The organism is Cupriavidus sp. 05L310 (assembly GCF_056398185.1).
The window spans coordinates 33,099-54,631 of record NZ_JBFTOX010000048.1 but is presented as its reverse complement, the minus strand read 5'-3'; the positions used below and the strand labels follow the sequence as shown (position 1 = coordinate 54,631).

At 66.7% G+C, this 21,533-nt stretch carries 16 protein-coding genes; 14 read left to right on the top strand and 2 right to left on the bottom strand.

What is annotated here, in order from left to right:
- The first annotated feature begins 8 nt into the window (after positions 1–8).
- The 9 genes from AC1DS6_RS29680 to AC1DS6_RS29640 all read left to right on the top strand — a co-directional run bounded on the left by AC1DS6_RS29680 (position 9) and on the right by AC1DS6_RS29640 (position 10,228).
- Entirely contained in the window at positions 9–509 is a 501-nt protein-coding gene (locus tag AC1DS6_RS29680) for a MaoC family dehydratase (RefSeq protein WP_441629562.1), read from the top strand.
- Positions 506–2,650, top strand: a complete 2,145-nt coding sequence (locus AC1DS6_RS29675) for an acetate--CoA ligase family protein (RefSeq protein ID WP_441629561.1) — start codon at positions 506–508, stop codon at positions 2,648–2,650. The genes AC1DS6_RS29680 and AC1DS6_RS29675 overlap by 4 nt, the downstream gene beginning before the upstream one ends.
- Complete coding sequence (locus tag AC1DS6_RS29670) at positions 2,644–3,414, top strand: citryl-CoA lyase (RefSeq protein ID WP_441629560.1); 771 nt, start codon at positions 2,644–2,646, stop codon at positions 3,412–3,414. The genes AC1DS6_RS29675 and AC1DS6_RS29670 overlap by 7 nt, the downstream gene beginning before the upstream one ends.
- Before the next feature lie 57 nt (positions 3,415–3,471).
- Entirely contained in the window at positions 3,472–3,846 is a 375-nt protein-coding gene (locus AC1DS6_RS29665; protein WP_441629559.1) for a hypothetical protein, read from the top strand.
- 63 nt (positions 3,847–3,909) lie between these two features.
- A complete protein-coding gene (locus AC1DS6_RS29660) occupies positions 3,910–5,022 on the top strand; it encodes a CaiB/BaiF CoA transferase family protein (RefSeq protein WP_441629558.1) in 1,113 nt (370 codons plus the stop codon).
- A 99-nt stretch (positions 5,023–5,121) separates the two neighbouring features.
- Positions 5,122–6,690, top strand: a complete 1,569-nt coding sequence (locus tag AC1DS6_RS29655) for a class I adenylate-forming enzyme family protein (protein ID WP_441629557.1) — start codon at positions 5,122–5,124, stop codon at positions 6,688–6,690.
- A 62-nt stretch (positions 6,691–6,752) separates the two neighbouring features.
- Positions 6,753–8,399 carry an AMP-binding protein gene (locus tag AC1DS6_RS29650; protein ID WP_441629556.1) on the top strand — a complete coding sequence of 549 codons (1,647 nt, stop codon included), beginning with the start codon at positions 6,753–6,755 and terminating at the stop codon, positions 8,397–8,399.
- Positions 8,396–9,160 carry an SDR family NAD(P)-dependent oxidoreductase gene (locus tag AC1DS6_RS29645; RefSeq protein WP_477103719.1) on the top strand — a complete coding sequence of 255 codons (765 nt, stop codon included), beginning with the start codon at positions 8,396–8,398 and terminating at the stop codon, positions 9,158–9,160. The genes AC1DS6_RS29650 and AC1DS6_RS29645 overlap by 4 nt, the downstream gene beginning before the upstream one ends.
- Before the next feature lie 57 nt (positions 9,161–9,217).
- Positions 9,218–10,228 carry a Bug family tripartite tricarboxylate transporter substrate binding protein gene (locus tag AC1DS6_RS29640; protein ID WP_441629554.1) on the top strand — a complete coding sequence of 337 codons (1,011 nt, stop codon included), beginning with the start codon at positions 9,218–9,220 and terminating at the stop codon, positions 10,226–10,228.
- Positions 10,229–10,486: 258 nt separating this feature from the next.
- Here the strand turns inward: AC1DS6_RS29640 and AC1DS6_RS29635 are convergent, their stop codons facing one another.
- Positions 10,487–11,626: an acyl-CoA dehydrogenase family protein gene (locus AC1DS6_RS29635; RefSeq protein WP_441629553.1), complete on the bottom strand. Its 1,140-nt coding sequence runs from the start codon at positions 11,624–11,626 to the stop codon at positions 10,487–10,489.
- A gap of 81 nt (positions 11,627–11,707) precedes the next feature.
- A complete protein-coding gene (locus tag AC1DS6_RS29630; RefSeq protein WP_477103718.1) occupies positions 11,708–12,478 on the bottom strand; it encodes an enoyl-CoA hydratase/isomerase family protein in 771 nt (256 codons plus the stop codon).
- 271 nt (positions 12,479–12,749) lie between these two features.
- Between AC1DS6_RS29630 and AC1DS6_RS29625 the strand changes: the two genes are divergently transcribed.
- The 5 genes from AC1DS6_RS29625 (at position 12,750) to AC1DS6_RS29605 (ending at position 21,490) form a co-directional block, all read left to right on the top strand.
- The gene (locus tag AC1DS6_RS29625; protein ID WP_477103717.1) at positions 12,750–16,574 is read left to right on the top strand and encodes a LuxR C-terminal-related transcriptional regulator; all 3,825 of its coding nucleotides are present in this window, start codon (positions 12,750–12,752) and stop codon (positions 16,572–16,574) included.
- Positions 16,575–16,929: 355 nt separating this feature from the next.
- Positions 16,930–17,907, top strand: a complete 978-nt coding sequence (locus AC1DS6_RS29620; protein WP_441629550.1) for a Bug family tripartite tricarboxylate transporter substrate binding protein — start codon at positions 16,930–16,932, stop codon at positions 17,905–17,907.
- A 35-nt stretch (positions 17,908–17,942) separates the two neighbouring features.
- On the top strand, positions 17,943–18,722 hold the full coding sequence (locus AC1DS6_RS29615; RefSeq protein ID WP_441629549.1) for an AMP-binding protein: 780 nt from the start codon (positions 17,943–17,945) through the stop codon (positions 18,720–18,722).
- A gap of 90 nt (positions 18,723–18,812) precedes the next feature.
- The gene (locus AC1DS6_RS29610; protein ID WP_441629548.1) at positions 18,813–20,273 is read left to right on the top strand and encodes a 3-oxoacyl-[acyl-carrier-protein] synthase III C-terminal domain-containing protein; all 1,461 of its coding nucleotides are present in this window, start codon (positions 18,813–18,815) and stop codon (positions 20,271–20,273) included.
- Between the two features lie 14 nt (positions 20,274–20,287).
- Positions 20,288–21,490: an acetyl-CoA acetyltransferase gene (locus AC1DS6_RS29605; protein ID WP_441629547.1), complete on the top strand. Its 1,203-nt coding sequence runs from the start codon at positions 20,288–20,290 to the stop codon at positions 21,488–21,490.
- Positions 21,491–21,533 lie beyond the last annotated feature (43 nt).

The window sequence follows — 21,533 nt, the reverse complement described above, 5'->3', positions numbered from 1 at the left end:
CACCAGACATGACCCAACCCGCCATCCTCGAACAGATCGCAAATACCACGCTTTACTGGGAAGACCTGACTCCCGGCATGACGTACTCGACCTCGTCGCGCACCATCACCGAGGCTGATGTGGCTGCCTTCGCCGCGCTGACCGGCGACTTCAACAAGGTGCACGTCGACGCCGAATACGCCAAGGGCACCATCTTCGGCCAGCGCATTGCCCACGGCATGCTGGTGGCGTCGTTCATGGCCGGCCTGACTTCGCGCTCGATTCCCAACCAATTCTTCGAAGGCTCGCTATTCAGCGTGCTGGAGAACCGGCTGAAGTTCCCCAAGCCCACCTTCATCGGCGACACCATCCGCGTGGACATCGAAGTGGTGGAGCAGAAGGCCACCAGCCGCCCGGACCGCGGCATCGTCGGCTTCCTGCGCAAGGGCATCAACCAACGCGGCGAAGTGGTGGCCGAAATGGCCGCCACCTGCCTGTTCAAGCGCCGCCACCCCGGGGAAGCACAATGAGCGCAGGCAACGATCCCTCGCCGCCGAGCTTCACCGACCTGTCCAGGCTGGTCCTGCCGCAATCGATTGTGCTGGTCGGCGCCTCGGAGAAGCCGGACAGCATCGGCGGACGCACGCTGGAGAACCTGACCAAGTACTCGGAATTCACTGGTGAACTGCTCCTGGTCAACCCGGGCCGCACGGAGATCCATGGCCGGCCTTGCGTGGCTTCCGTGCTGGACCTGAAGGCGGCGCCCGACCTGGCCATCCTGGCCGTGCGCGCGGACACGGTGCTCGACACCCTGCGCGACTGCGGCAAGATTGGCGTCAAGTTTGCCATCGTCTTCACCTCTGGTTTCGGCGAAACCGGCGAAGCCGGCCGTGCCGTGGAAGCGCAGATGCGCGCGATCGCGCACAGCACCGGCATGCGGATCTACGGTCCGAATTGCCCGGGACTGAACAACATGAACGCGCGCCTTGGCCTGACGTTCTCGCCGGCCTGGCGCATTGACCGCCGTCCCGGCCCGATCGGCGTGGCCACGCAGGGCGGCGGCCTCGGACGCTCGTTCATCCAGTCGATGGATCGCGGCGTCGGCATCGGGCTGTGGTGCTCCGGCGGCAATGAAGTGGATCTGGAGGTCAGCGACTTCATCCACTACATGGCTGACGCCCCGGATATCAAGGTCATCGTCACCACGCTGGAAGGCGTGCGCAACGGCCCGCGCTTCATGGCCGCCGCGCTGCACGCGGCCCGCCGCGGCAAGCCGATCGTGGCGATCAAGGTCGGCAAGTCGGAGTACGGCGCCAGGGCGGCCCAGTCGCATACGGCCGCCATTGCCGGTTCCGCCGAGATCAACACCGCCGTATTCCGCGAGCTGGGCATCATTGAGGTCGATGACATCGACGAGCTGATCGATGTCGCCTCGCTGCTGTCCAGGGCGACGCCCACCGGCCGCGAACAGCTTGCCGTATATAGCTTCTCGGGCGGCACCGCCGCGCTCGCCTCCGACATGGTCGGCACCGCCGGCCTGAAGCTGGCCGAGTTCGCGCCCGAGACGGTCGCCGCGCTGAAGAAGGCCCTGCCCGGCTATGCCGCCGTCGACAATCCTGTCGACGTCACGGCGGAAGTGCTGGTCAATTCGGAAGTCAGCTACGCCACCCTGAAGGCGACGGCGAGCGATCCGAATACCGACCTGGTGATGGTGCCGATTCCGGTCGAGTACGGCCAGACCACCGTCCTGCTCGGCGAAAGCCTGGTCAAGGTGCAGGGCGAAGTGACGACGCCCATCGTGCCGGTCTGGATGAGCGACCGCACGGGCGAAGGCCACCGCAAGATGATCGATGGCGGTCTGATGCCCATGCGCGCCATCGGCAACACCGTGCTGGCCATCAAGCGCTTCATCGCGTATGGCCGCTGGCGCGCCGAGTTCGACCACAAGTGGCTGCCGCTGGGCAGCGTGGGCGAGGCCGAAGCCACCGCGAACCTGTCGGAAGCCAGGACCAAGTCTCTGCTCAAAAAGGCGGGGATCCCCGTACCCGACGGCGTGGTTGCCCGCTCCGCCGACGAAGCCGCGCAGGCCTTCCGCGACGTGGCGAACGGCAAGGCGGTGATGAAGATCGTCAGCCCCGCGATTACTCACAAGACCGATATCGGCGGCGTATGCCTGGGCATCGCATCCGAAAGCAACGCCAAGGCCGCGTTTGAGGCGATACATGCCAACGGCTGCAAGGCGTGCGCGCCCGGCGAGATCGAAGGTGTGCTGGTGGAGCCCATGCTGCCCTCACCCTTCGTGGAAGCCGTGGTCGGCATTCACCGCGATCCCGTGTTCGGCCACGTCTGCACTTTCGGGCTGGGCGGCGTGAGCATCGAACTGTTCAAGGACGTCAGCCGGCGGCTGCTGCCGCTAACGCCGAAGTCGGCCCGGCAGATGATCGCCGAGACACGCTGCCACGAACTGCTCAAGGGCCATCGTGGCCAGCCCGCGTGCGACATCGACGCGCTGGTCGATACGCTGGTGAAGCTGAGCGACTTCGTCGTCAGGCATGCCGGCCAGGTCGACGAGCTGGAAATCAACCCGCTTGCGGTCCGGCCGCAAGGACAAGGAGTGACCGCGCTGGACGCTGTCCTCTCGTATCAAGGAATGGAGCCTTCCCAATGGTAAAGACTGAAATCGGCTACACGACCACCGACACCATCATGGTGCGTGGCCTGAACCTGGCCACCGAGATCATCGGCAAGTTCGACTTCGTCGACATGATCTTCCACACCACCCTGGCGCGCCTGCCCAGCCAGCAGGAAAAGGTCATGGTCAACGCCCTGCTGGTGACCACGGCCGACCACGGCATCACGCCCAGCTCGCTGGCGGCGCGCCTGACCTACATTGGCGCGCCCGAGGCGCTCCAGGGCGCGGTTGCCGCGGGCCTGCTGGGCGCCGGCAGCGTCTTCCTCGGCACCATGCAGAATGGCGCGGAGATGCTGATCGAGGGCGCCCGCGAGCTGACCAGCGACGCCACCGATGAGCAGATCCTCGAGGCGGCGCGGACCGTGATCCGCCGTCACAAGGAACTGCGCAAGCCGATCTACGGCGTCGGCCACCCGATCCACGTCGATGGCGATCCGCGCGTGCCGACACTGCGCGAACTGTCGCGCGCCAATGGCTACTACGGCGTGCACTGGCGCCTGATGGACGCCATCGGCCAGGTGCTGACCAAGGAACAGAACAAGCCGCTGCCGCTCAATGCGGTGGGTGCGATCGCGGCCGTGGTCGCGGCCATGGGCCTCGATCCGCTGATCGCGCGCGGCCTGTCGCTGGTCGGCCGCTCGGCTGGCTTGCTTGCGCACGTGATGGAAGAAAAGAGCGCGCCCATGGCGCGGGAAGCCTGGCAACTGGTGCTGAAGGACGACCCGCGCAACGTGCTGCCATGACGGCACTCCCCATGCTCCCTGTTGCCCGCGGCATGGCGCCGATGCCGGATTGACGATATGCCACAGCTATCCCCATCCCGCATGGAAGGGCTCATCGACCTGCGGCAGGAAGTCCGGCAGTTCAGCCGGCACCTGCAGCAGTGCGCCGCCAGTTCGGCGCGTGGCGGCGACCCCCATGCCTACAACCTGACGCTGCGGCAGATGATCGACAGCCGCATTCGCGCCAGCGACCCGCGCCTGAAGATCCTCTGCTACGCGGCGGCGGCGGAACTCGGGATTGCGGTGGAGCTGCATGCGGATGAATGCAAGCAGGCCATGACGGGGGCTCGGGGTTTCTCATTGCGCGTCCTGTTCTGGGCGGCGCATCGCCGCATGCTCGGCGTGGCACGGGCCCGCATGCCGGGCCCCATGCCCGAGCCGTCCTTCCGCTGACCGGTTGACAGGCGGCGCAATCCCTGTTCCAGGGCCCTGCAAGACAAGTACGGAGACAACACGATGAAATCAAACAGGGCGGGCCCGCTGGCCGGCATCCGTGTTCTGGAGATGGCGGGGATCGGTCCCGGCCCCTTCTGCGGCATGCTGCTGGCCGACCTGGGCGCGGACGTGGTCGTGGTCGATCGCGTGCCGGCCGGCGCGCAGGAGCCGGACCTGAGCCAACATGCGCTGTCGCGGCGCGGCAAACGCGCCGTGGCCATCGATCTGAAGACGCCGGCTGGCGTGGCCACCGTGATGGACCTGGCCGCACAGTGCGACGCCTTGATCGAAGGCATGCGCCCCGGCGTGATGGAGCGGCTCGGGCTGGGTCCGGAACTCTGCCTGCAGCGCAATCCGCGCCTGGTGTATGGACGCATGACAGGCTGGGGCCAGCATGGCCCGCTCGCCCGTGCCGCCGGACACGATATCAACTACATCGCGCTGTCCGGCGCGCTTTGGTATGCGGGCCAGCCCGGCGAAGCGCCGGTGGCGCCGCCAAGCCTGGTCGGGGATGTTGGCGGCGGCGCCATGTATCTCGCCGTGGGCTTGCTGGCGGGCATCACAAGCGCGCGCACGACCGGCAAGGGCCAGGTCGTCGACGCTGCCATTGTCGATGGCAGCGCCCACATGATGACGCTGCTGCACGGGCTGATGGCATCCGGCAGGATGGATGGCCCGCGCGGAACGAGCCTGCTGGACGGTTCCCACTGGTACAAGACCTATCGTTGCGCCGACGGCCGCCATATCTCCATCGGCCCGGTCGAACCGCAGTTCTACCAGCAGTTGCGCGAGAAGCTCGGCCTGGATGCCGATCCGACCTACGATGATCAGTACAACCGTGCCATCTGGCCCCAACTCAGCGAGCGCCTGACTATCCTCTTTGCCAGCCGCGACCGCGATGCCTGGTGCGCGCAGCTGGAAGGCACCGACGTCTGCTTTGCGCCTGTGCTCAGCCCGGAGGAAGCGGCGAACCATCCGCATATGCAGGCGCGCGGCGTCTACACGCGCGAGCGCGGCGTGCTGGAGGCGAATCCGGCGCCGCGTTTTTCCGGGACACCCGCCGGCGCGCCGGGGGCAATTCCCCATCGCGGCGAGCATACCGATGCCGTGCTCGCCGACTGGCTCGCGCGCTGACGGCACAGGCGCGGCGCCAGAAGGGCCAGGGCACTGCCAACAGACTATTCGGCGCATGTTACGCCAGGCATGCGCCACCTTTGCATGACGGAGACAAGAATGAAGATGAACTTCGCCCGCTTGACCGGGCAACTGGCGATGCTCCATCGCGACCGCGAGGCGCTGGTCAACATCGAGCGTAGCCGGCGTTTCACCCACGCGGAGCTGCATCGCTACACCAATCGTGTCGTCAACATGATGCGCGAGCGGCTGTCGCTGCGCCGTGGCGACATTTACATGTGCATCCTCGAAAACGACAACCTGTCGCTGCTGCACGCCTGGACCGCGCTCAAGGGCGAGGCCGCCGTCGCCTGGACCAACTACCGGGATTCCATCGACGAGCACCGCTGGCAGATCGATTTCATCCGTCCCAAGGTCGTATTCCTTGAGAACGCGCTGCTCGACCGCTACTTCGACATGCTGCGCGAGCGCGGCATCCAGGTAGTCTGCATGGACCCGCCCGCAACCGCGCGCGACGGCCTGTCCTGCTTCGGCGACCTGCTCGAAGGCGTCGAGGATACGGATCCCGGCATCGAAAGCGACACCACCAGCGACATCCTGGTGTACCGCTTCACCGGCGGCACCACCGGCAAGAGCAAGTGCGCGCAGTACACCATGGACAACTGGCTCTCCAACCGCGATTCGTTCTATGCGGTGGACGAGCACTGGCTGGACGCCGGCACCCGTTACATGCATATGGCACCGATCAGCCACGGCTCGGGCATGGGCATGCTGCCCACGCTGTTCCGCGGCGGCTGCACGGTCACGCAGAACATGCCCGACCTGGACCAGTGGTGCCGCAATGTCGAAACCGAGAAGATCACCATCGGCATGATGGTGCCCACCCTGCTCTACCGCCTGCTGGACATGGCGCAGGCGTCGGCCTACGACCTGTCCAGCCTGAGCACCCTCTTCTATGGCGCGGCGCCGATGAGCCCGGTCAAATTGCGGCAGCTGCAGCAGCGCTTCGGCAATATCTTCGTGCAGGTATACGGCTCCACCGAGTGCATCCAGCGCGTGAGCGCGCTGACCAAGGCCGACCACGCCACCGCCACGGACGAACGGCTGGGCTCCGCGGGCCGCGTGATAGCGGGCACCGAACTGCTGGTGGCCGACGAAGCGGGCAAGGAACTCCCACCGGGCCAGACCGGCGAAATCTGGCTGCGGGGCCGCGGGATCATTCCGGGATACTTCAACAATCCGGAGGGAACGGCGGCCGAATTCGAGGACGGCTTCTGGAAATCCGGCGACCTCGGCTATGTCGATGAAGACGGCTTCCTGTTCATCGTGGACCGCAAGAAGGACATGATCATTACCGGCGGCTTCAACGTCTACGCCATCGAAGTCGAAGCCGCGCTGAATTCGCATCCTGCGGTTGCCATCTCGGCCGTGGTGGGCATTCCGCATGAGCAATGGGGCGAGGCCGTGCATGCCGAGGTCGTGCTCAAGCAAAGCGCCGAGGTCAGCGAGGCGGTGCTTATCGAGCACGTCAAGAGCAGCATTGGCAGGTTCAAGGCACCCAAGGCGATCACCTTCGTCGCCGAGTTGCCGGTCAGCGTCGTCGGCAAGGTACAGCGCAGGCAGGTGCGGGAGAAGTACTGGAAAGGCCACACGCGGCGGGTAGCTTGACGTTGGGAAGGCGTAAAGAGAATGTCGCCTTTGCATTTCACTCTTTGAGGGTCTCCCGTCTCATGCACGTTCCCCCCCATCTCACCACCGCGGGCGTGGTGCGCGACCACGCGAAGCACGATCCCGATCGGGTTGCGTTGACCTTCGAGGGCGCATCGGTACGCCCGGATCAGGTCCGGACTTACGGCGATCTGTGGCGTAACGGGCAGGCAATGGCCCATGGTTTGCATTCGATGGGCTACCGCCGGGGCGATATCATCGCCACGCTGATGGCCAACCATGCCGAGGTCGTCGAACTGTTGATCGCTTCGGCGATCCTGGGGACGGTAGTCGTCCCCATTGATCCAAGAACCCGTGGCGAAAAGCTTCGCTTCATGATCCGCGATTCGGCAGCCTGTGCCCTGGTCATGGCGGACTATGCCCTGCCTCAGATTGCAGAGATCCCGTGCGCGCTGCCTGACCTCAGGCACGTGTTCGTACTGGCTACGGACGAAGGGCCAGAGCCATCTGCGTGGCCGGCGTCGGCACTCGGCATGGACGCCCTGCGCCTGCCTTGCCAGGATGAGTTGCCGCATGACGGGACAGAACCAGACAGCGCCATGGAGATCCTCTTCACCTCCGGCACCACCGGCGATCCCAAGGGGATTGTGCTGACCCATCGCCGCTACTGCACGTCAGCGAGGAGCGTGCTGGAACGGTTCGGCTACACCGGCACGGATACGCTCTATTCCGGACTGTCGCTGACCCACGGCAACGCCCAGACCGTGACGCTGGGAGCGGCACTGTGCGGCGGCTTGCACGCAGTGTTCTCCCGCCGCTTCACCAAATCGCGCCTGTGGGACATTGCCCGGCAATACGGTTGCACCACCCTCACGTTATTGGGTGGCATGCCGGCGGCGCTGTACGCGGAGCCGCCAAGGCCCGGCGATCGCAATCACCGCGTGCGCCTGGTCATCTCGGCGGGCATGCCGGCAGCGCTGTGGCGCCCGTTCGAGCAACGCTTCGGCGCACGGATCCTGGAATTCTACGGCCAGGCGGAGGGCGGCATGGCTTTCAACCCGGTGGACGCTGGCCCGGTCGGGAGCATCGGCAGACCGAGTCCCAACTTCATCCACCGCATCGTCGACGAGCAAGGACACGATGTACCGGCCGGCGCGTCAGGCGAGCTGCTGCTTCGGCACGCCGACGGCCAGCCTTATCGGGTCGACTACGTGAACCACCCCGAGGCGTCCGCGGTCAAGTGCGCGGATGGCTGGTTGCACACGGGCGACATGGTGCATGAGGATGCGCAGGGCTGGTTGTTCTTTGATCACCGCAAGGGGAACGGCATCCGGCGCAACGGAGATTTCATCAATACGGCATTCGTGGAAAAGGCCATCGCGGAATCCGGACTGGTCGACGACGTCTATGTCTATGGTGTCAAAGCCGCCTCCGGGGCACCGGGCGAAAAGGATGTCGTCGCGGCCGTGGTACCGGCTCGCGGCAAGGCCTTCAACGTGGACGACCTGTTTGCCAGTTGCCGCGCGCGTCTCGAGACGAATTTCGTGCCGTCCTTTGTACAGGTGCTGGAACAGATCCCGAAGACCGCATCGGAGAAGCCGCAGGACCGCGTCCTGATCGAGGCGTTGAAGAATCACCCCCAACAGGTGCACAAGCATCGGCCCGCCGGGCAGTCACCCGATCAACAGGACATGGTGCAAAGGCAATGAAGATTGCGGCATTGTCTGCTGTCGTTACCGGAGGCGCGTCGGGGCTTGGCCTCGCGTGCGCCCGCGAGCTGGTCAGCCGGGGCGTTGCCGTGGTGATAGCCGACCTGTCCGAATCCCATGGCATTGCCGCGGCGGCCGAACTGGGGCCATTGGCGCGCTTTGTCAGGGCGGACGTTTGCGATGCCGCGCAGATGTTGCACGCCTGCGATACGGCCGCCTCGCTCGGCGCCCTGCGTGTGCTGATCCATTGCGCAGGCGCGGGAGGTCCGGTGCGCGTGGTCGAAAGGGATGGCAGTGCGGGCTCGCTGGAGAAGTACGAGTCGATCGTTCGCACCAACCTGGTGGGTACCTTCAATGCGCTGAGGCTGGCAGCGGCGCGCATGGCCCTGAATGAGCCCGTCGATGGCGAACGCGGCGTATGCGTGCTCACGGCATCGGTCGCGGCGTACGAAGGCCAGATCGGCCAGGCGCCGTATGCCTCGGCCAAAGCCGGCGTGGTCGGCATGACGCTGGTGGCGGCGCGCGACCTCGCGCACAGGCTGATCCGCGTCTGCACCATCGCCCCCGGCGTGTTCGACACACCGCTCTTTGCCAAGGCGCCGGAGTATGTACGCTCCGCGCTCGCCGCGTCGGTGCCGCATCCCGCGCGGCTCGGCATGCCTGAGGAATTTGCCGCCACCGCGATGCACATCATCGAGAACGCGATGCTCAATGGCGAGACCATTCGGCTGGATGGCGCCATCCGGATGTCGGCCCGCTGATGCCCCAACACGCGCACAGCTTTCATCACGCATGACAACAACGCACGAGGAGAACGCATGGACACCCTGGTTTCACGGACCCGAAGACGCATCATGGGCTTCGCCGCCGGCGGCGCGCTACTGACCCTGGCGTCGCCAGCAAGGGCGCAGGCGCAGAAGTATCCAGAGCGGTATATCAAGATCGTCTCGATCACGAGCCCAGGCACGGTACTCGACGACTACAGCCGCCAGCCGGCCAAATACCTTGGCGAGGCGCTTGGGCAGAGCGTGGTGGTCGAGAACCGCCCCGGAGCCAACATGATCATCGCTACCGATTACGTGGCAAAGGCCGCCCCGGACGGCTACACCCTGCTGCTTGCCGCGTCCAGCGCGATGTCCGCCAATCCCTTCCTGTTCAAGCGCCTGCCCTACGACCCGGTGAAGGACTTCGTGCCGCTGGCTCGCGTCTCTTCGCTTTCGCTGGCGTTGCTTGTGCCCGGTACCTCGCCCTTCAAGACCGTCGCCGACCTGGTTGCCGCGGGGCGTGCGAGGCCGGGCTCGCTCAACTGCGCCACCGTCAGCACGGGCTATCGGGTGATGGTGTCGGCCTTCAATGAGGCGGCAGGAATCAAATCGGTCAATGTTCCCTATAAGTCCGCCGCCGGCCTGTTGCCCGATCTGATCAGCGGCGTCGTGGACTATAGCGTCGTCGAGGCTTCCTACATCCTGCCGCACCTGCAGTCCGGCAAACTGCGCGCGCTTGCCATGCTGAGCGCCAAGCGGCTGCCGCAAGCGCCAGGCGTTCCGACCCTGGCGGAAACCGGCATGCAGGACGCCGCGATGGCCGATGCCATTTCAAGGATCAGCTGGGTCGGGCTGTTCGCGCCGGCGGGCACGCCAGCGCCGATTGTCAGCAATCTGGAACGGCTGATCCTGGCATTCGCTACCTCGCCGATCGCCATGGCTCATCACGCCGCCCATGGCACCATGCCGAACCCTGGAACCAGCGCCGAACTGGGCAAGACGGTCATTTCCGATCAGGCCATCTGGAAACGCATGATCGCAGTCTCGGGCCTGCAGCCCGAGTGATTCCAAGACGTGGCGCGGTGCGGCCACCTCCGGGCCACCTTTCATCGATCACGTGCTGCGGGGGGATGACCAGTTCCGTGCGCGATGCCATGGCATCGACCTGGGCCTCTCCGTGCCGGTCCATGATCCGGATAGCCCCACGTTCGGCGTTACCGAAGCGCTGGTTGCCTTCTGCGCCGAGGACAACATAGCCGTCGGATGAACGCCCAACGAAAAAAGCCGGCGCCCCCCAGCGCCGGCCTTCCTCGCCTCCCCCTCTCAGAACGCCGAAATCCCCGTCAGCCGGCGCGAGATGAACAAGCGCTGGATCTCCGTGGTGCCATCGGGAATCGGGATGATGATGGCTTCGCGCAGATAGCGCTCTACGTTGAACTCCTTGGTGATGCCGTTGCCGCCGTGCAGCTGGACGGCGTCGCGACACACCTGGACCGCGGCTTCGGTCGCGAATGCCTTGGCCATGGAAGCCTCCAGGTCACAACGCACGCCGGCATCCATCATGCCAAACACGCGCATGCACATCAGGCGGGCGGCGTCGAGCATCATCGCCATGTCCGCGATCTTGGCCGCGATCAGCTGATGGCCGGCGATGATCTTGCCGAACTGCTTGCGCTCCTTGGCATAGGCGATCGATTCTTCGAGCGCTGCTCGCATGATGCCGACCGACAGCATGCCGACATGGCCGCGAGCGTGCTCGAACATCTTCATGGTGTTCTTCAGGCCCGCGCCTTCGTCGTCGATCAGGTTGGTGGCGGGCACGCGTGCATCGGTGATGAAGATCTGCGCGGTGGATTGCGAGTTCAGCCCGATCTTCTGGATATTGCGCGCCTCGTAGCCATGCGCCTCGCGGTCGATCACGATGTGCGAGAGCCCGTTCTCGCCGCGCACGGTGCAGATCAGGAAGTCGGAGTAAAAGCCGTTTGTGATCCAGGTCTTCTCACCGTTGATGATGAAGTGGTCCCCGTCGCGCACCGCGCGGGTCTTGATCTCGGCTACGTTGGAGCCGACGTCCGGCTCGCTGATACCGGCGCAGCCGAACAGCTTGCCTGCCAGGATGCCCGGCAGGTAGCGGTCGCGAATCTCCGGTTTTGCCGACAGCAGGCGCCGGGCGATGCCGTTGTTGATCATCACGGTCAGCGCGATATCGCACGAACAGGCAACCAGTTCCTCGAACAGCATGCAATGCGTGGTGAACGACAAGCCCATGCCGCCATGCTCGACGGGGAGCGTGCAGCCGGGCAAGCCGAACTGCGCGATCTTCTGGGTCAGCTCGCGCATGGTTTCCTTGGGGATGAAGCGGTCGCGATACTCCTTGACGACGGGCTTGATCTCGGCCTGCAGGAACTTGCGGAAGCTCTCGACCGCCAGGGTCTGGTCTTCGGTGGGAAGTTGATATGTCATGGTCGATACTCTTGGCTTTAGGTTAGGCGCGGCGGCGAAGCCGGCAATGCATTCGGGATTGGCGCGATGCGCGCGATGCGATCAATAGCCCCGGAACTGAGGCTCGCGCTTCTCGGCAAAGGCGCGCAGGCCTTCCTGGATGTCGTACGAGCGCTTGTGATCGCGCAGCTCCAGCACCTCCTGGCGCAGCGCATCCGCCGTGGTCTTGTCGGTGGCCTGTGCCGCCACGCGCTTCATTCGCGCAAGCACCAGCGGGCTCTTCCGGGCCAGCTTGTCGCCCAGCGCCTGCGCGCGATCGCACAGTTCGGCATCGGCAAGGACTTCGTTGACCAGGCCATAGCCCTTCATCTCGGCCGCGCTCAGCGAGTCACCGGTAAACAGCAGGTAGCGGGCCACGTTGTCCGGCACCTTGCGCGGCAGGATCGCCGCACCGCCGCCGCCGGGAAATACGCCATAGTTGGAGTGCGCATCACCCAGCCGTGCGCTTTCGGCAGCCAGGACGATGTCGCAGGCCAGCACCACTTCCAGCCCGCCGGCCAGCGCCAGGCCGTTGACTGCCGCGATCACGGGCTTGGGAAATGCACGCAGCGTGTCGAAAAAAGCCACGATGATGTCGAGTGAGTCCTTTTCGCCAGGTGCGGGCGGCGCCGCGCCTTGCTTGAGGTCGGCCCCGGCGCAGAAGGCGCGCCCGGTACCCGTGAGCACCGCGACGCGCACGGCGGGATCGTCGCGCCAGGCCTGCAACTGCGCCGTCATACCCTCGACCATCTCGCGGGTCAGGCTGTTCAGCTTGTCGGGACGGGTCAAGGTCAGCCAGCCAACCGAGCCGACCACTGCTTGCGAAAAACTCATGTGTGTCTCCAGGAATATGTACGGGTATCCGTCTCGACGTCGATGTCGATGTCGATGTCGATGTCGATGTCGATGTTGATCTTTCGGCAGGATCAATCTAATCGTCCGCCCCGCCCCTGGCACTACTCGTTCGGGGTGGGCCGGACGGAGGCACCCGGCCGCCTCGCCGGTTCCGCGGCTATCATGGTTACGGAGAGTTGCACGCAAAACGGAAGTTATGTTCTACTGCGCTTCGATTTTCGGAACGCGGCAAGCCCGATGGAGTGCGTGAATGCGAGTAGCCCCTGACATTGTTCTCACCGACGCCGAGCGCGCCGCACTGGAACAATTGCGGGATGCCGACGGCGGCGCCACCCGCCTTGCACAGCGCGCACACATGGTGCTGCTGGCCGCGGCGGGCATGCAGAACAAGGACATCGCCGAACGGCTCGGCGTGGGCCGAGTGCAGGTTTCGCGCTGGCGCGAGCGCTATGCGAAGCTGCGGCTCGCGGGCATCGAGGCCAGCCTTCCGCGCGGCGCGCCCCCGGTAAAGGTCGACATCGCGCGGCTGGTAGCGCTGACCACCCAGGGCCGGCCGGATTCACCCGCCCCCTGGAGCACCCGCAAGCTGGCCGAACAGCTGGGGGTGAGTGCCGCAAGCATCTCGCGGCACTGGCGGGCGGCCGGCCTGGCGCCGCCCGCCGCGCAGAAACCCGGCGTCGCCGCCGACCTCGGCCTGGCCGGCGAGCCTCTGGAAATCGTTGGCCTGTATATGGCGCCGTCCGAACATGCCCTGGCGATCCATGCCGGCGGCGAGACCATGCCAGCACCGGCCGAAGAGGCCGCGCACAGCGGCCGGCCTGCCAGCGTCGCGCGCTTGCTGGCCGCGCTCAAGGGGATGCAGGAGGACATGCAGACCCCGACGCGGACCCGGACGGCAATGCAGACGCGGCAGCGCGAAAGCGAGTGGCTTGCCTTCCTGCGCAAGCTCGAGCGCAGCACGCCGGCCGGCGCGCGCCTTCACCTGATCGCCGACAACTACGCGACGCATCAGCACGCGGCCGTGCTGAAGTGGCTGGCACGGCACCCTCGTATCGAAGCCCACTTCGCGCCGAACCCTGCATCATGGCTGCGGATGCTGCAGCGCTTTTTCCGCGCCACCGCCGCGCAACCGCGGCGGCCCGGAGTGCCCTCCATGCCGCTATTGCTGGAGGCAATCGACGCGCACCTTCCGCGCGGCGACGGCAGGCCGTATATCTGGATGCCCGCTCAGGAGCTCAAGCCGGCCGCGGCTTTCGCGCAGGCCTTAAGTTCCGGTGACGACGCAACACATCTCGCAGATTCCGCGGAGCAGGAACACGCCTCACGGAGCCATTCGACAGCAGAAGCCACGGACATGCCAGCATCGGGCAGCGCCGTGGAGCCCATTGCCAGCACCAAGGTGATGCCGCCCCGCGTGGCCCGCAACCTGATTCCGCGCGAGGCATTGATGGCGCGCCTGCAGGAAGCGCGGCGCCAGCGCTGCGTCGTCGTCCAGGGCCAGGCCGGCAGTGGCAAGACCAGTACCCTGCTGGCCTGGCGCAGGTCGCTGCTGGCGCTGGACTACGACGTCACCTGGCTTTCCCTGGCGGTGGAGGACAACGAACCGGGCCGCTTCTTCGATTGCCTGCTGGCCAGCATCGGCGAAGTGGATCCCGCCATTGTGCGGGAAACCGCCTTGCTGATCGGGCGCGACACTGACGCTGCCGCCATCGAGCATTGGGTCATCAGCCTGGTGCAGGGCCTTGCCCGGTATCGGCGCGAAATCGTGGTGATGCTCGACGACCTGCACCATATCGACGACGCGCGTATCTACCAGGCGTTGCAGTGGCTGCTGGACTATGTGCCCGCGCATGTGCACCTGGCGCTCAGCTCCCGCAGCGCGTTGCCGCTCTCGCTGGAGCGCTTGCGCTCGCAAGGCAAGCTCACTGAGGTCGACATGCGCGACCTTCGCTTTACCGCCGACGAATCGGAGCAATTCCTGTGCGAACGCCTGGGGGGCATCGGCAAGCGCGACGCGGCCGCCCTGCACGCGCTCACCGACGGCTGGGTTGCGGGCCTGCAGCTGTTTGCCGTGGACCTGCGGGCTCGGGGGGGCGGCACCTACCCGCTCGTCCAGGTGCGCGACGCGCGGACATTCGCCAGCTATTTCGAGCAGGAAGTGCTGGTGCGCCTGGCGCCCGACGACCTGGACATGCTGACGCGCATGGCCGTTTGCAACCGCATCTGCGCCCCACTGTGCGCCAGCGTGCTGGGACAGCCTCAATACGCCGCACAGATGGAGGCCCGGCTGGCGCGGCTGGAGAACGATAACCTGTTCATCACGCAGATCGGCAGCCACGACCGGGAAACCTGGTATCGCCTGCATCCGCTGCTGCGAGAGGTCTTGCTGACGCGCGTGGCAGGGTGGTCCGACGATGCGCGACGCGCGCTCCACGTGGACGCATGGCACTGGTTTGGCGAGCGCGGACATATCGACGATGCCGTGCGCCACGCCGTGCTCGCGGGCGACGCGGGCGCGGCCGCCGCCATGGTGGAGACCTGCGCCTACGAGCTGCTGTCCGGGGGCGAGCTCGGCCAGCTGGCCAGCCTGCTGCGCCGGCTGCCGGCCGAGCAGGTGCAGGCGCGCTTCGGCATTCTTGTCGCCTCGGCTTACCTGCAGTTGTACACGCGGAAGTTCGACGCCTTGCGGGAAAGCCTGGCACGGATGGAATCGCAGCACGCCATGCTTGACGCTGGCCAGCGCTACGCCATCACCCTGCTGCGCTGCGGCCTGGCGCTGCAGCAGGACGATACCGATACGGTGTACGCCCTGCTCGAGGCCGTGCGCGACATTCCTCGCGATGCCAGCGATTTTGCCTGGACCGGCCGCAGCAACATCCTGGCGTGGGCTTACGTCTACCGTGGCCAGTACGATCGCGCGCGAGCGGTGCTCGATGACACCGGCGAGCGCCCCGGCGCGCCGCGCAGCCGCCTGCTGGGCCGCTGCATCAGCGCCATGAGCCTGACGCTGGAAGGTAGCATCGTCCCGGCCGAGCGGATCGTGCGCGAGGTGCTGCGCGAGGCCGACGAGCGCGGCGCCCCCTATGCGGGCCTGTCGTGCATGGCCGCCGGGCTGCTTGCGGATACGCTATACGAGCTGAACGATTTCGAGGGGGCGCTGCGGCTGCTGGAGCCGCGCATTGACGTGCTGGAGCGCGTCTCGCTGCCCGACACCGTGATGCGCGCGCTGCTGGTGCTGTCGGAGGCGCAATGGCTGACGGGCCGCCGCGCGGAGGCGGGTACCTGCCTGGACCGGCTCGAGACCTATGCCGTGCGTTTCGGGCTGGACAGGCTGCTGGTGAGCGCGCTCGGGCTGCGCTTGCGGCACCACCTGGACCAGGGCCAGATGGAGCAGGCCGGTGCCGTGCTGCAACGTCTCGAGGCGCTTGGCGCCCGCCACGCCGGAAAATCCCTGCGCGTCACCTACGGCGTGGAGCGCGCCCGCATCGAGATGTGCCTCTACGTCCATGATTTCGCCGGCGCCGTGGCCCGCATAGAGCCCTATATCCGCGCCTGCGAGCAACGTGGCCAGCAGGTGCGGGTCGCCACATTGTGGCTGCAATTGGGCATCGCCCGGCAGCAGCTCGGCAACGCGCAGGCGGCGCTGCCGCACTTGCGCCAGGCACTGCGGATCGGCCACCGGCTCGGCCTGGTGCGCACCCTGCTCGATGTTTCCAGCGACCTGCCCCGGGTTCTCGGCGCGCTCCTCGACACGCAAGCGCTGGATCCCGTGCTGACCTTCTATGCGCAGCGCCTGCAATCGGCCGCCGCCGCCGCGCCCCACGATGCTGGCCCCCGCAAGGGCATGCCGGCCTCAGCCTCTCAAGCACTCAGCGAGCGCGAGCACGAGATACTTAGCCTGGTTGCGCAAGCCATGCCGAACAAGAAGATCGCGCTGGTGCTGAACCTGTCGCCGGAGACGGTGAAGTGGCATCTGAAGAACATCTACGCCAAGCTCGGCGTGACCGGGCGTGGCGGTGCCGCCGCGCGCCTGCGCGACCTGGCCGGCACACAACCACCCGCGCAGCGCACATAAGCGCCAGGCCGGCGGCCCGCGGTTGCGGGATCCGCGCGTCTCACGCGCGGCCGGCAGCACACCAGCTGTGAATCCGCGACACCATCCCTGACGCACGGCAAGCCTGCCGGCGTCGTGCAAACCTGGCCGCCTTGCCGTTTCATACGAAACACCCTCGCCACCCGAACGGCGCCCCGCACGCGCCGCCCCCCCGGCCCGGGGAGTGCCCTCCCCCCCTGGCACGGCAATCATTCAGCCAACACGAGAACACGGTGACTCCGCCGAAAGAGTCGTCCCCGCCATGCTGGATACGGGAACCGGTTCCGGCGCTGCCCGCAGCGCCTATCCACAAAACAACGAATGACAGGAGACCCGCATGACCCCCTTCACCTCACTCGCCCGTCGACGCATCGCGGCATTCTGCTCCCTGCTGGCACTGGCTGTCCCGGCCACCGCGCAGCACTACCCCGAGCGGATGGTGCGGGTGGTGTCCGTCTCCAGCGCAGGCACCGGCGCTGACGCCTATACGCGCCTGCTGGCGAAGTACCTGGCAGAGAAGCTCGGGCAGAGCTTCGTGGTGGACAACCGCCCCGGCGCCAACATGATCATGGCCGGCGAGTTCGTGGCCAAGGCAGCGCCGGACGGCTACACGCTGTTGCTGGCCACCTCCGGTACCATGGCGGCCAACCCGAACCTGTTCAAGCACCTGCCCTACGATGCCCGCAAGGATTTCGCGCCCATCGCGCGCTTGTCGATGCTGCCGGTGGCCATCGTGGTGCCCGCCAGCTCGCCCTATCACAACGTGGCCGAACTGATAGCCGGCGCGCGCGCCAAGCCCGGCAAGTTGAACTACGGCACGGCCAGCGCGCCCTCCCAGGTCGCGGTCGCCGCCTTCAACGAGGCCGCCGGCATCAAGGCGGTCAACGTCCCATACAAGGGCATGGCCAACATGATGACCGACCTGATGGGCGGCACCATGGACTACGGCCTTACCGATATCGCGTCCGCGGTGCCGCAAGTCCAGGCCCGCAAGCTGCGCGCGCTGGCGGTCATGAGCCCGAGCCGCATGGCCCTGTTGCCCGACACGCCCACCCTGGCCGAAGCCGGCGTGCAGGGCGTGCAGATGGTGAGCTGGACCGGCCTGTTTGCGCCGGCCGGCACGCCGCAGCCGATCATCGACAAGCTGGCGCGCCTGAGCCTCGAATTCGTCAGCTCGCCGGAAGCCAAGACCCACTATGCGGAGCGCGGCAGCCTGGCCTTCCCGGCCACCGGTCCCGAGCTTGGCAAGAGCGTCGTCGAGGACCAGAAGATGTGGAAGCGGTTGATCAACCTCGCCGGCATCCAGCCCGAGTGATCACGGGATCCGGCCCGATGACTCTGGCGAACGACATGTCCGTCCTCTCCTGCTTCCCGGCGGCATCGTCCGCCGGCGCCGACGATGCGTCCGGCGCGCGGGACTGCCACCTCTTCGGATACCTCGAGGCCCGCGCGCAGCGCGACCACGACAGCTGCGCGATTGCATACCAGGGCCAACGCATCACCTATGGCGACCTGCACCGCGCCGCCCTGTGCCTGGCCGGCTATCTGCAGCAGCACCTTGCGGTGCGGCGCGGCGACCCCGTGCTGCTGGCGATGCGGGACGGCCCGCAGCTCGCGGTCGCCTGGTATGCCGTATTGCGCTGCGATGCCGTGGTCGTGGCGATGAACCCGGCCATGACGCCGGTGGCCATGGCCCGCTGCGCCAGCGATACCGGCGCGCGGGTTGCCATCGCCGCGCAGGAAGCCCGGGCCGCCGTGACGACCCTGCTCGGCGAGGGCGGACTGCGTGGCTGCATTGTCGCCGCGTGCCCGGCGCCGTCCGGCCTTTCCGGCAGCGCGCAAGGCAAGGCGCCCGGCAAGGCTCGGCCTGCCGTCGTGCACGATTTCGCGGATGCATTGGCCGCAGGTATCGGGCCGGTGCCCATGGTGGCGAGCGGACCGGACCCGGCCGTGCTGCTGCATGCGCCGGATGGCCCGGGCCAGCCGGGCGCCACGACCCTCAGCCATCGGGGCTTCGCGCGCATGGCGGACCGTGCCATGCCCGCCTCGCCAGGCGGCATGGCCAGCCTCGCTTCGCTGCACCAGGCAGTCGTGCGGGGCGACACGCTCTTGCTGCCATTTGCCCGCTGATTTGCCAGCTTACTTGCAGCTAACGCCAGACCACAGGAATTGCGACCCTCAACGGGACTCACCAAGCGCCGCAACCACAGCACCGACATCATGACCAAGACGACGACACCTTACGGAATCACCGGATACGGCGGTTATGTGCCCCGCCTGCGCATGCAGCGCGCCGCCATCGCCGCGGCTCACCGCTGGATGGCGCCCGGCAATGCCGCGCTGGCCAAAGGCCACCGCGCTTTCTGCAACTGGGACGAGGACAGCGTGACCATGGCGGTGGAAGCCGCGCGCGACGCGCTGGACCACCGCCCTCGCCACGACTTTTCCGCGCTCGCGCTGGCCACCACGCGGCCCGCCTTCGGCGACCTGCAGAGCGCCAGCATCGTGGCGGGCGCGCTCGACCTGCCGGCCAATGTCCGCACGCAGGACGTCGGCCTGTCGCAGCGCGCCGGGGTGTCCGGCTTGCTGGCGCAGCTGCGCGCCGCGGACGGCAAGGCGCTGTTCGTCGCGAGCGACAACCCTGCCGGCAAGCCTGCCAGCACGCAAGAGCTGACCTATGGCGCCGGCGCCGCGGCGTTCACGCTGGGCAGCGAGGACATCCTGGCCAGCCTGATTGGCAGCGCCAGCTGCACCAACCTGTTCGTGGACCACTTCCGCGCCGCCGACGGGAAGTACGACTACTACTGGGAGGAGCGCTGGATCCGCGACGAGGGCTACGGCAAGGTCGTGCCGGGCACCGTGGCCCAGGCACTGGCCGACGCCAACGTCGCGCCCGCGGGCGTCAGCCATTTCATCCTGGCATCGGCCCTGAAGGGTGCTGCCGCGATGGTGGCCAAGCGTTGCGGCTTCGCGCCTGAAGCCGTCAGCGCACACCTGGACGAGCATTGTGGCTATGCCGGCGCGGCGCACGCCTGCCTGATGCTGGCCGATGTGCTGGAGCGCGCGCAGCCAGGCCAGGTGATCGTGGTCGCCGGCTTCGGCCAGGGCTGCGACGTGCTGGTGCTGCGCGTGACCGAAGCCATTCTCGGATTCAGGCCGCGCCGCGGCGTGGCCTGCGCCATCGCCGACGGCCAGATCCACGACGCCTACCTGCGCATGCTGTCGTATGGCGGCTCCATCGACCTGGAATGGGGCATGCGCGCCGAGAAGCCGGTCAAGACCGCCTTCACCGAGCAGTACCGCTGCGCGCACCAGCTCGCCAGCTTTGTCGCCGGCAAGTGCCCTCATTGCGGCACGCTGCAGTTCCCGCAGCTGGCCTATTGCGTCAAGGCAGGTTGCAACGCGCCGGCGGCCGGATTCACACGCGCGCACCTGTACGACGTGCCGGCCAAGGTGTTGACCAGTACCGCGGACTGGCTGTCCTATCACCCCTCGCCGCCCCTCTACGTCGGCTTTGTGCAGTTCGACAACGATGCGCGGGTACTGATGGAAATCGTCGATGTCGGGCCGCAGGGACTGGACGTCGGCACACCGCTGCGGATGGCGTTCCGCATCAAGGACGTCGACAAGGCGCGCAACTATCCGCGCTATTTCTGGAAAGCCACGCCGGTGTCGGCATAAGGGGAATCAACATCATGGCAAACGGTATCAAGGACAAGGTCGCCATCATCGGCATGGGCTGCTCGCGCTTCGGCGAGCGCTGGGACGTGGGTACCCACGAGCTGCTGGCCGAGGCCTTCGACGAAGCGCTGCTCGATGCCGGCATCGGGCGCAAGGAAATCGAGGCAGCTTGGTTCGGCTCCTGCCTGGACGCGGTGAACATCGGCAACTCCGCCATTCCCGCTTCGCTGGCGCTGCGGCTCGACGGCATTCCGTTCACCCGCACCGAGAACATGTGTGCCACGGGCACCGAGGCCCTGCGGGGCGCGGCCTACGCTGTTGCCTCCGGCGCCGTCGATATCGCCCTGGCGATCGGCGCGGAGAAGCTGAAGGACACCGGCTATGGCGGCCTGCCGTTCTCGTACAAGGGCACCATGAACGACCTGTGGCTGCCGCTGGGATCGGCGCCCGCGGGCTTCGCGCAGCTGGCCGACGGCTATCGCACAAAGCATGGCATTTCAAAGGAAGACCTGAAGCGCGCGCTGGCACGGGTTTCCTGGAAGAGCCACCAGAACGGCGCGCTCAGCCCGAAGGCGCACCTGCGCAAGCCGGTGTCGATGGAGCAGATCCTGGCCGCGCCGATGATCGCCGACCCGCTCGGCCTGTTCGACTGCTGCGGCGTCAGCGACGGCGCGGCGGCAGCCATCGTCACCACGCCGGAGATCGCCCGCGCGCTCGGCCGCAAGGACATGGTCACCATCAAGGCGATCCAGCTCAGCATCAGCTCGGGCATCGAGTCCACCACCAACGCCTGGGATGGCAGCCACGTACGCAATACCCGCATGGCCACCCAGCGCGCCTACGCGGAAGCCGGCATCACCGATCCGCGCAAGCAGTTGTCGCTGATTGAAGTGCACGACTGCTTCTCGATCACCGAGCTGGTCACGATGGAAGACCTGTTCATCTCCGAACCGGGCCGCGCGGTGCACGACGTGCTCGACGGCTTCTACGACCGCGATGGCAACGGCGTGCCGTGCCAGGTCGATGGCGGCCTGAAATGCTTCGGCCATCCGATCGCGGCCTCCGGCCTGCGCATGGCCTACGAAATCTACAACCAGCTGCAAGACCGGGCCGGCGAGCGCCAGCTCGCCAATCCCACCACGGGCCTGACGCACAACCTGGGCGGCGTGCCTTACCAGGGCATTGCGGCGGTGAGCATCCTGGGCCTGAACCATTAAAGCCGGCCAGTCCATTTCTTGTTCGTTTTTGGAGGAGTTTCAA

Bases quoted from the DNA above. Each gene is read 5' to 3' on its own strand.
- AC1DS6_RS29680 (WP_441629562.1), top strand. From the start codon at position 9: ATGACCCAACCCGCCATCCTCGAACAGATCGCAAATACCACGCTTTAC.
- AC1DS6_RS29675 (WP_441629561.1), top strand. From the start codon at position 506: ATGAGCGCAGGCAACGATCCCTCGCCGCCGAGCTTCACCGACCTGTCC.
- AC1DS6_RS29670 (WP_441629560.1), top strand. From the start codon at position 2,644: ATGGTAAAGACTGAAATCGGCTACACGACCACCGACACCATCATGGTG.
- AC1DS6_RS29665 (WP_441629559.1), top strand. From the start codon at position 3,472: ATGCCACAGCTATCCCCATCCCGCATGGAAGGGCTCATCGACCTGCGG.
- AC1DS6_RS29660 (WP_441629558.1), top strand. From the start codon at position 3,910: ATGAAATCAAACAGGGCGGGCCCGCTGGCCGGCATCCGTGTTCTGGAG.
- AC1DS6_RS29655 (WP_441629557.1), top strand. From the start codon at position 5,122: ATGAAGATGAACTTCGCCCGCTTGACCGGGCAACTGGCGATGCTCCAT.
- AC1DS6_RS29650 (WP_441629556.1), top strand. From the start codon at position 6,753: ATGCACGTTCCCCCCCATCTCACCACCGCGGGCGTGGTGCGCGACCAC.
- AC1DS6_RS29645 (WP_477103719.1), top strand. From the start codon at position 8,396: ATGAAGATTGCGGCATTGTCTGCTGTCGTTACCGGAGGCGCGTCGGGG.
- AC1DS6_RS29640 (WP_441629554.1), top strand. From the start codon at position 9,218: ATGGACACCCTGGTTTCACGGACCCGAAGACGCATCATGGGCTTCGCC.
- AC1DS6_RS29635 (WP_441629553.1), bottom strand. From the start codon at position 11,626: ATGACATATCAACTTCCCACCGAAGACCAGACCCTGGCGGTCGAGAGC.
- AC1DS6_RS29630 (WP_477103718.1), bottom strand. From the start codon at position 12,478: ATGAGTTTTTCGCAAGCAGTGGTCGGCTCGGTTGGCTGGCTGACCTTG.
- AC1DS6_RS29625 (WP_477103717.1), top strand. From the start codon at position 12,750: ATGCGAGTAGCCCCTGACATTGTTCTCACCGACGCCGAGCGCGCCGCA.
- AC1DS6_RS29620 (WP_441629550.1), top strand. From the start codon at position 16,930: ATGACCCCCTTCACCTCACTCGCCCGTCGACGCATCGCGGCATTCTGC.
- AC1DS6_RS29615 (WP_441629549.1), top strand. From the start codon at position 17,943: ATGTCCGTCCTCTCCTGCTTCCCGGCGGCATCGTCCGCCGGCGCCGAC.
- AC1DS6_RS29610 (WP_441629548.1), top strand. From the start codon at position 18,813: ATGACCAAGACGACGACACCTTACGGAATCACCGGATACGGCGGTTAT.
- AC1DS6_RS29605 (WP_441629547.1), top strand. From the start codon at position 20,288: ATGGCAAACGGTATCAAGGACAAGGTCGCCATCATCGGCATGGGCTGC.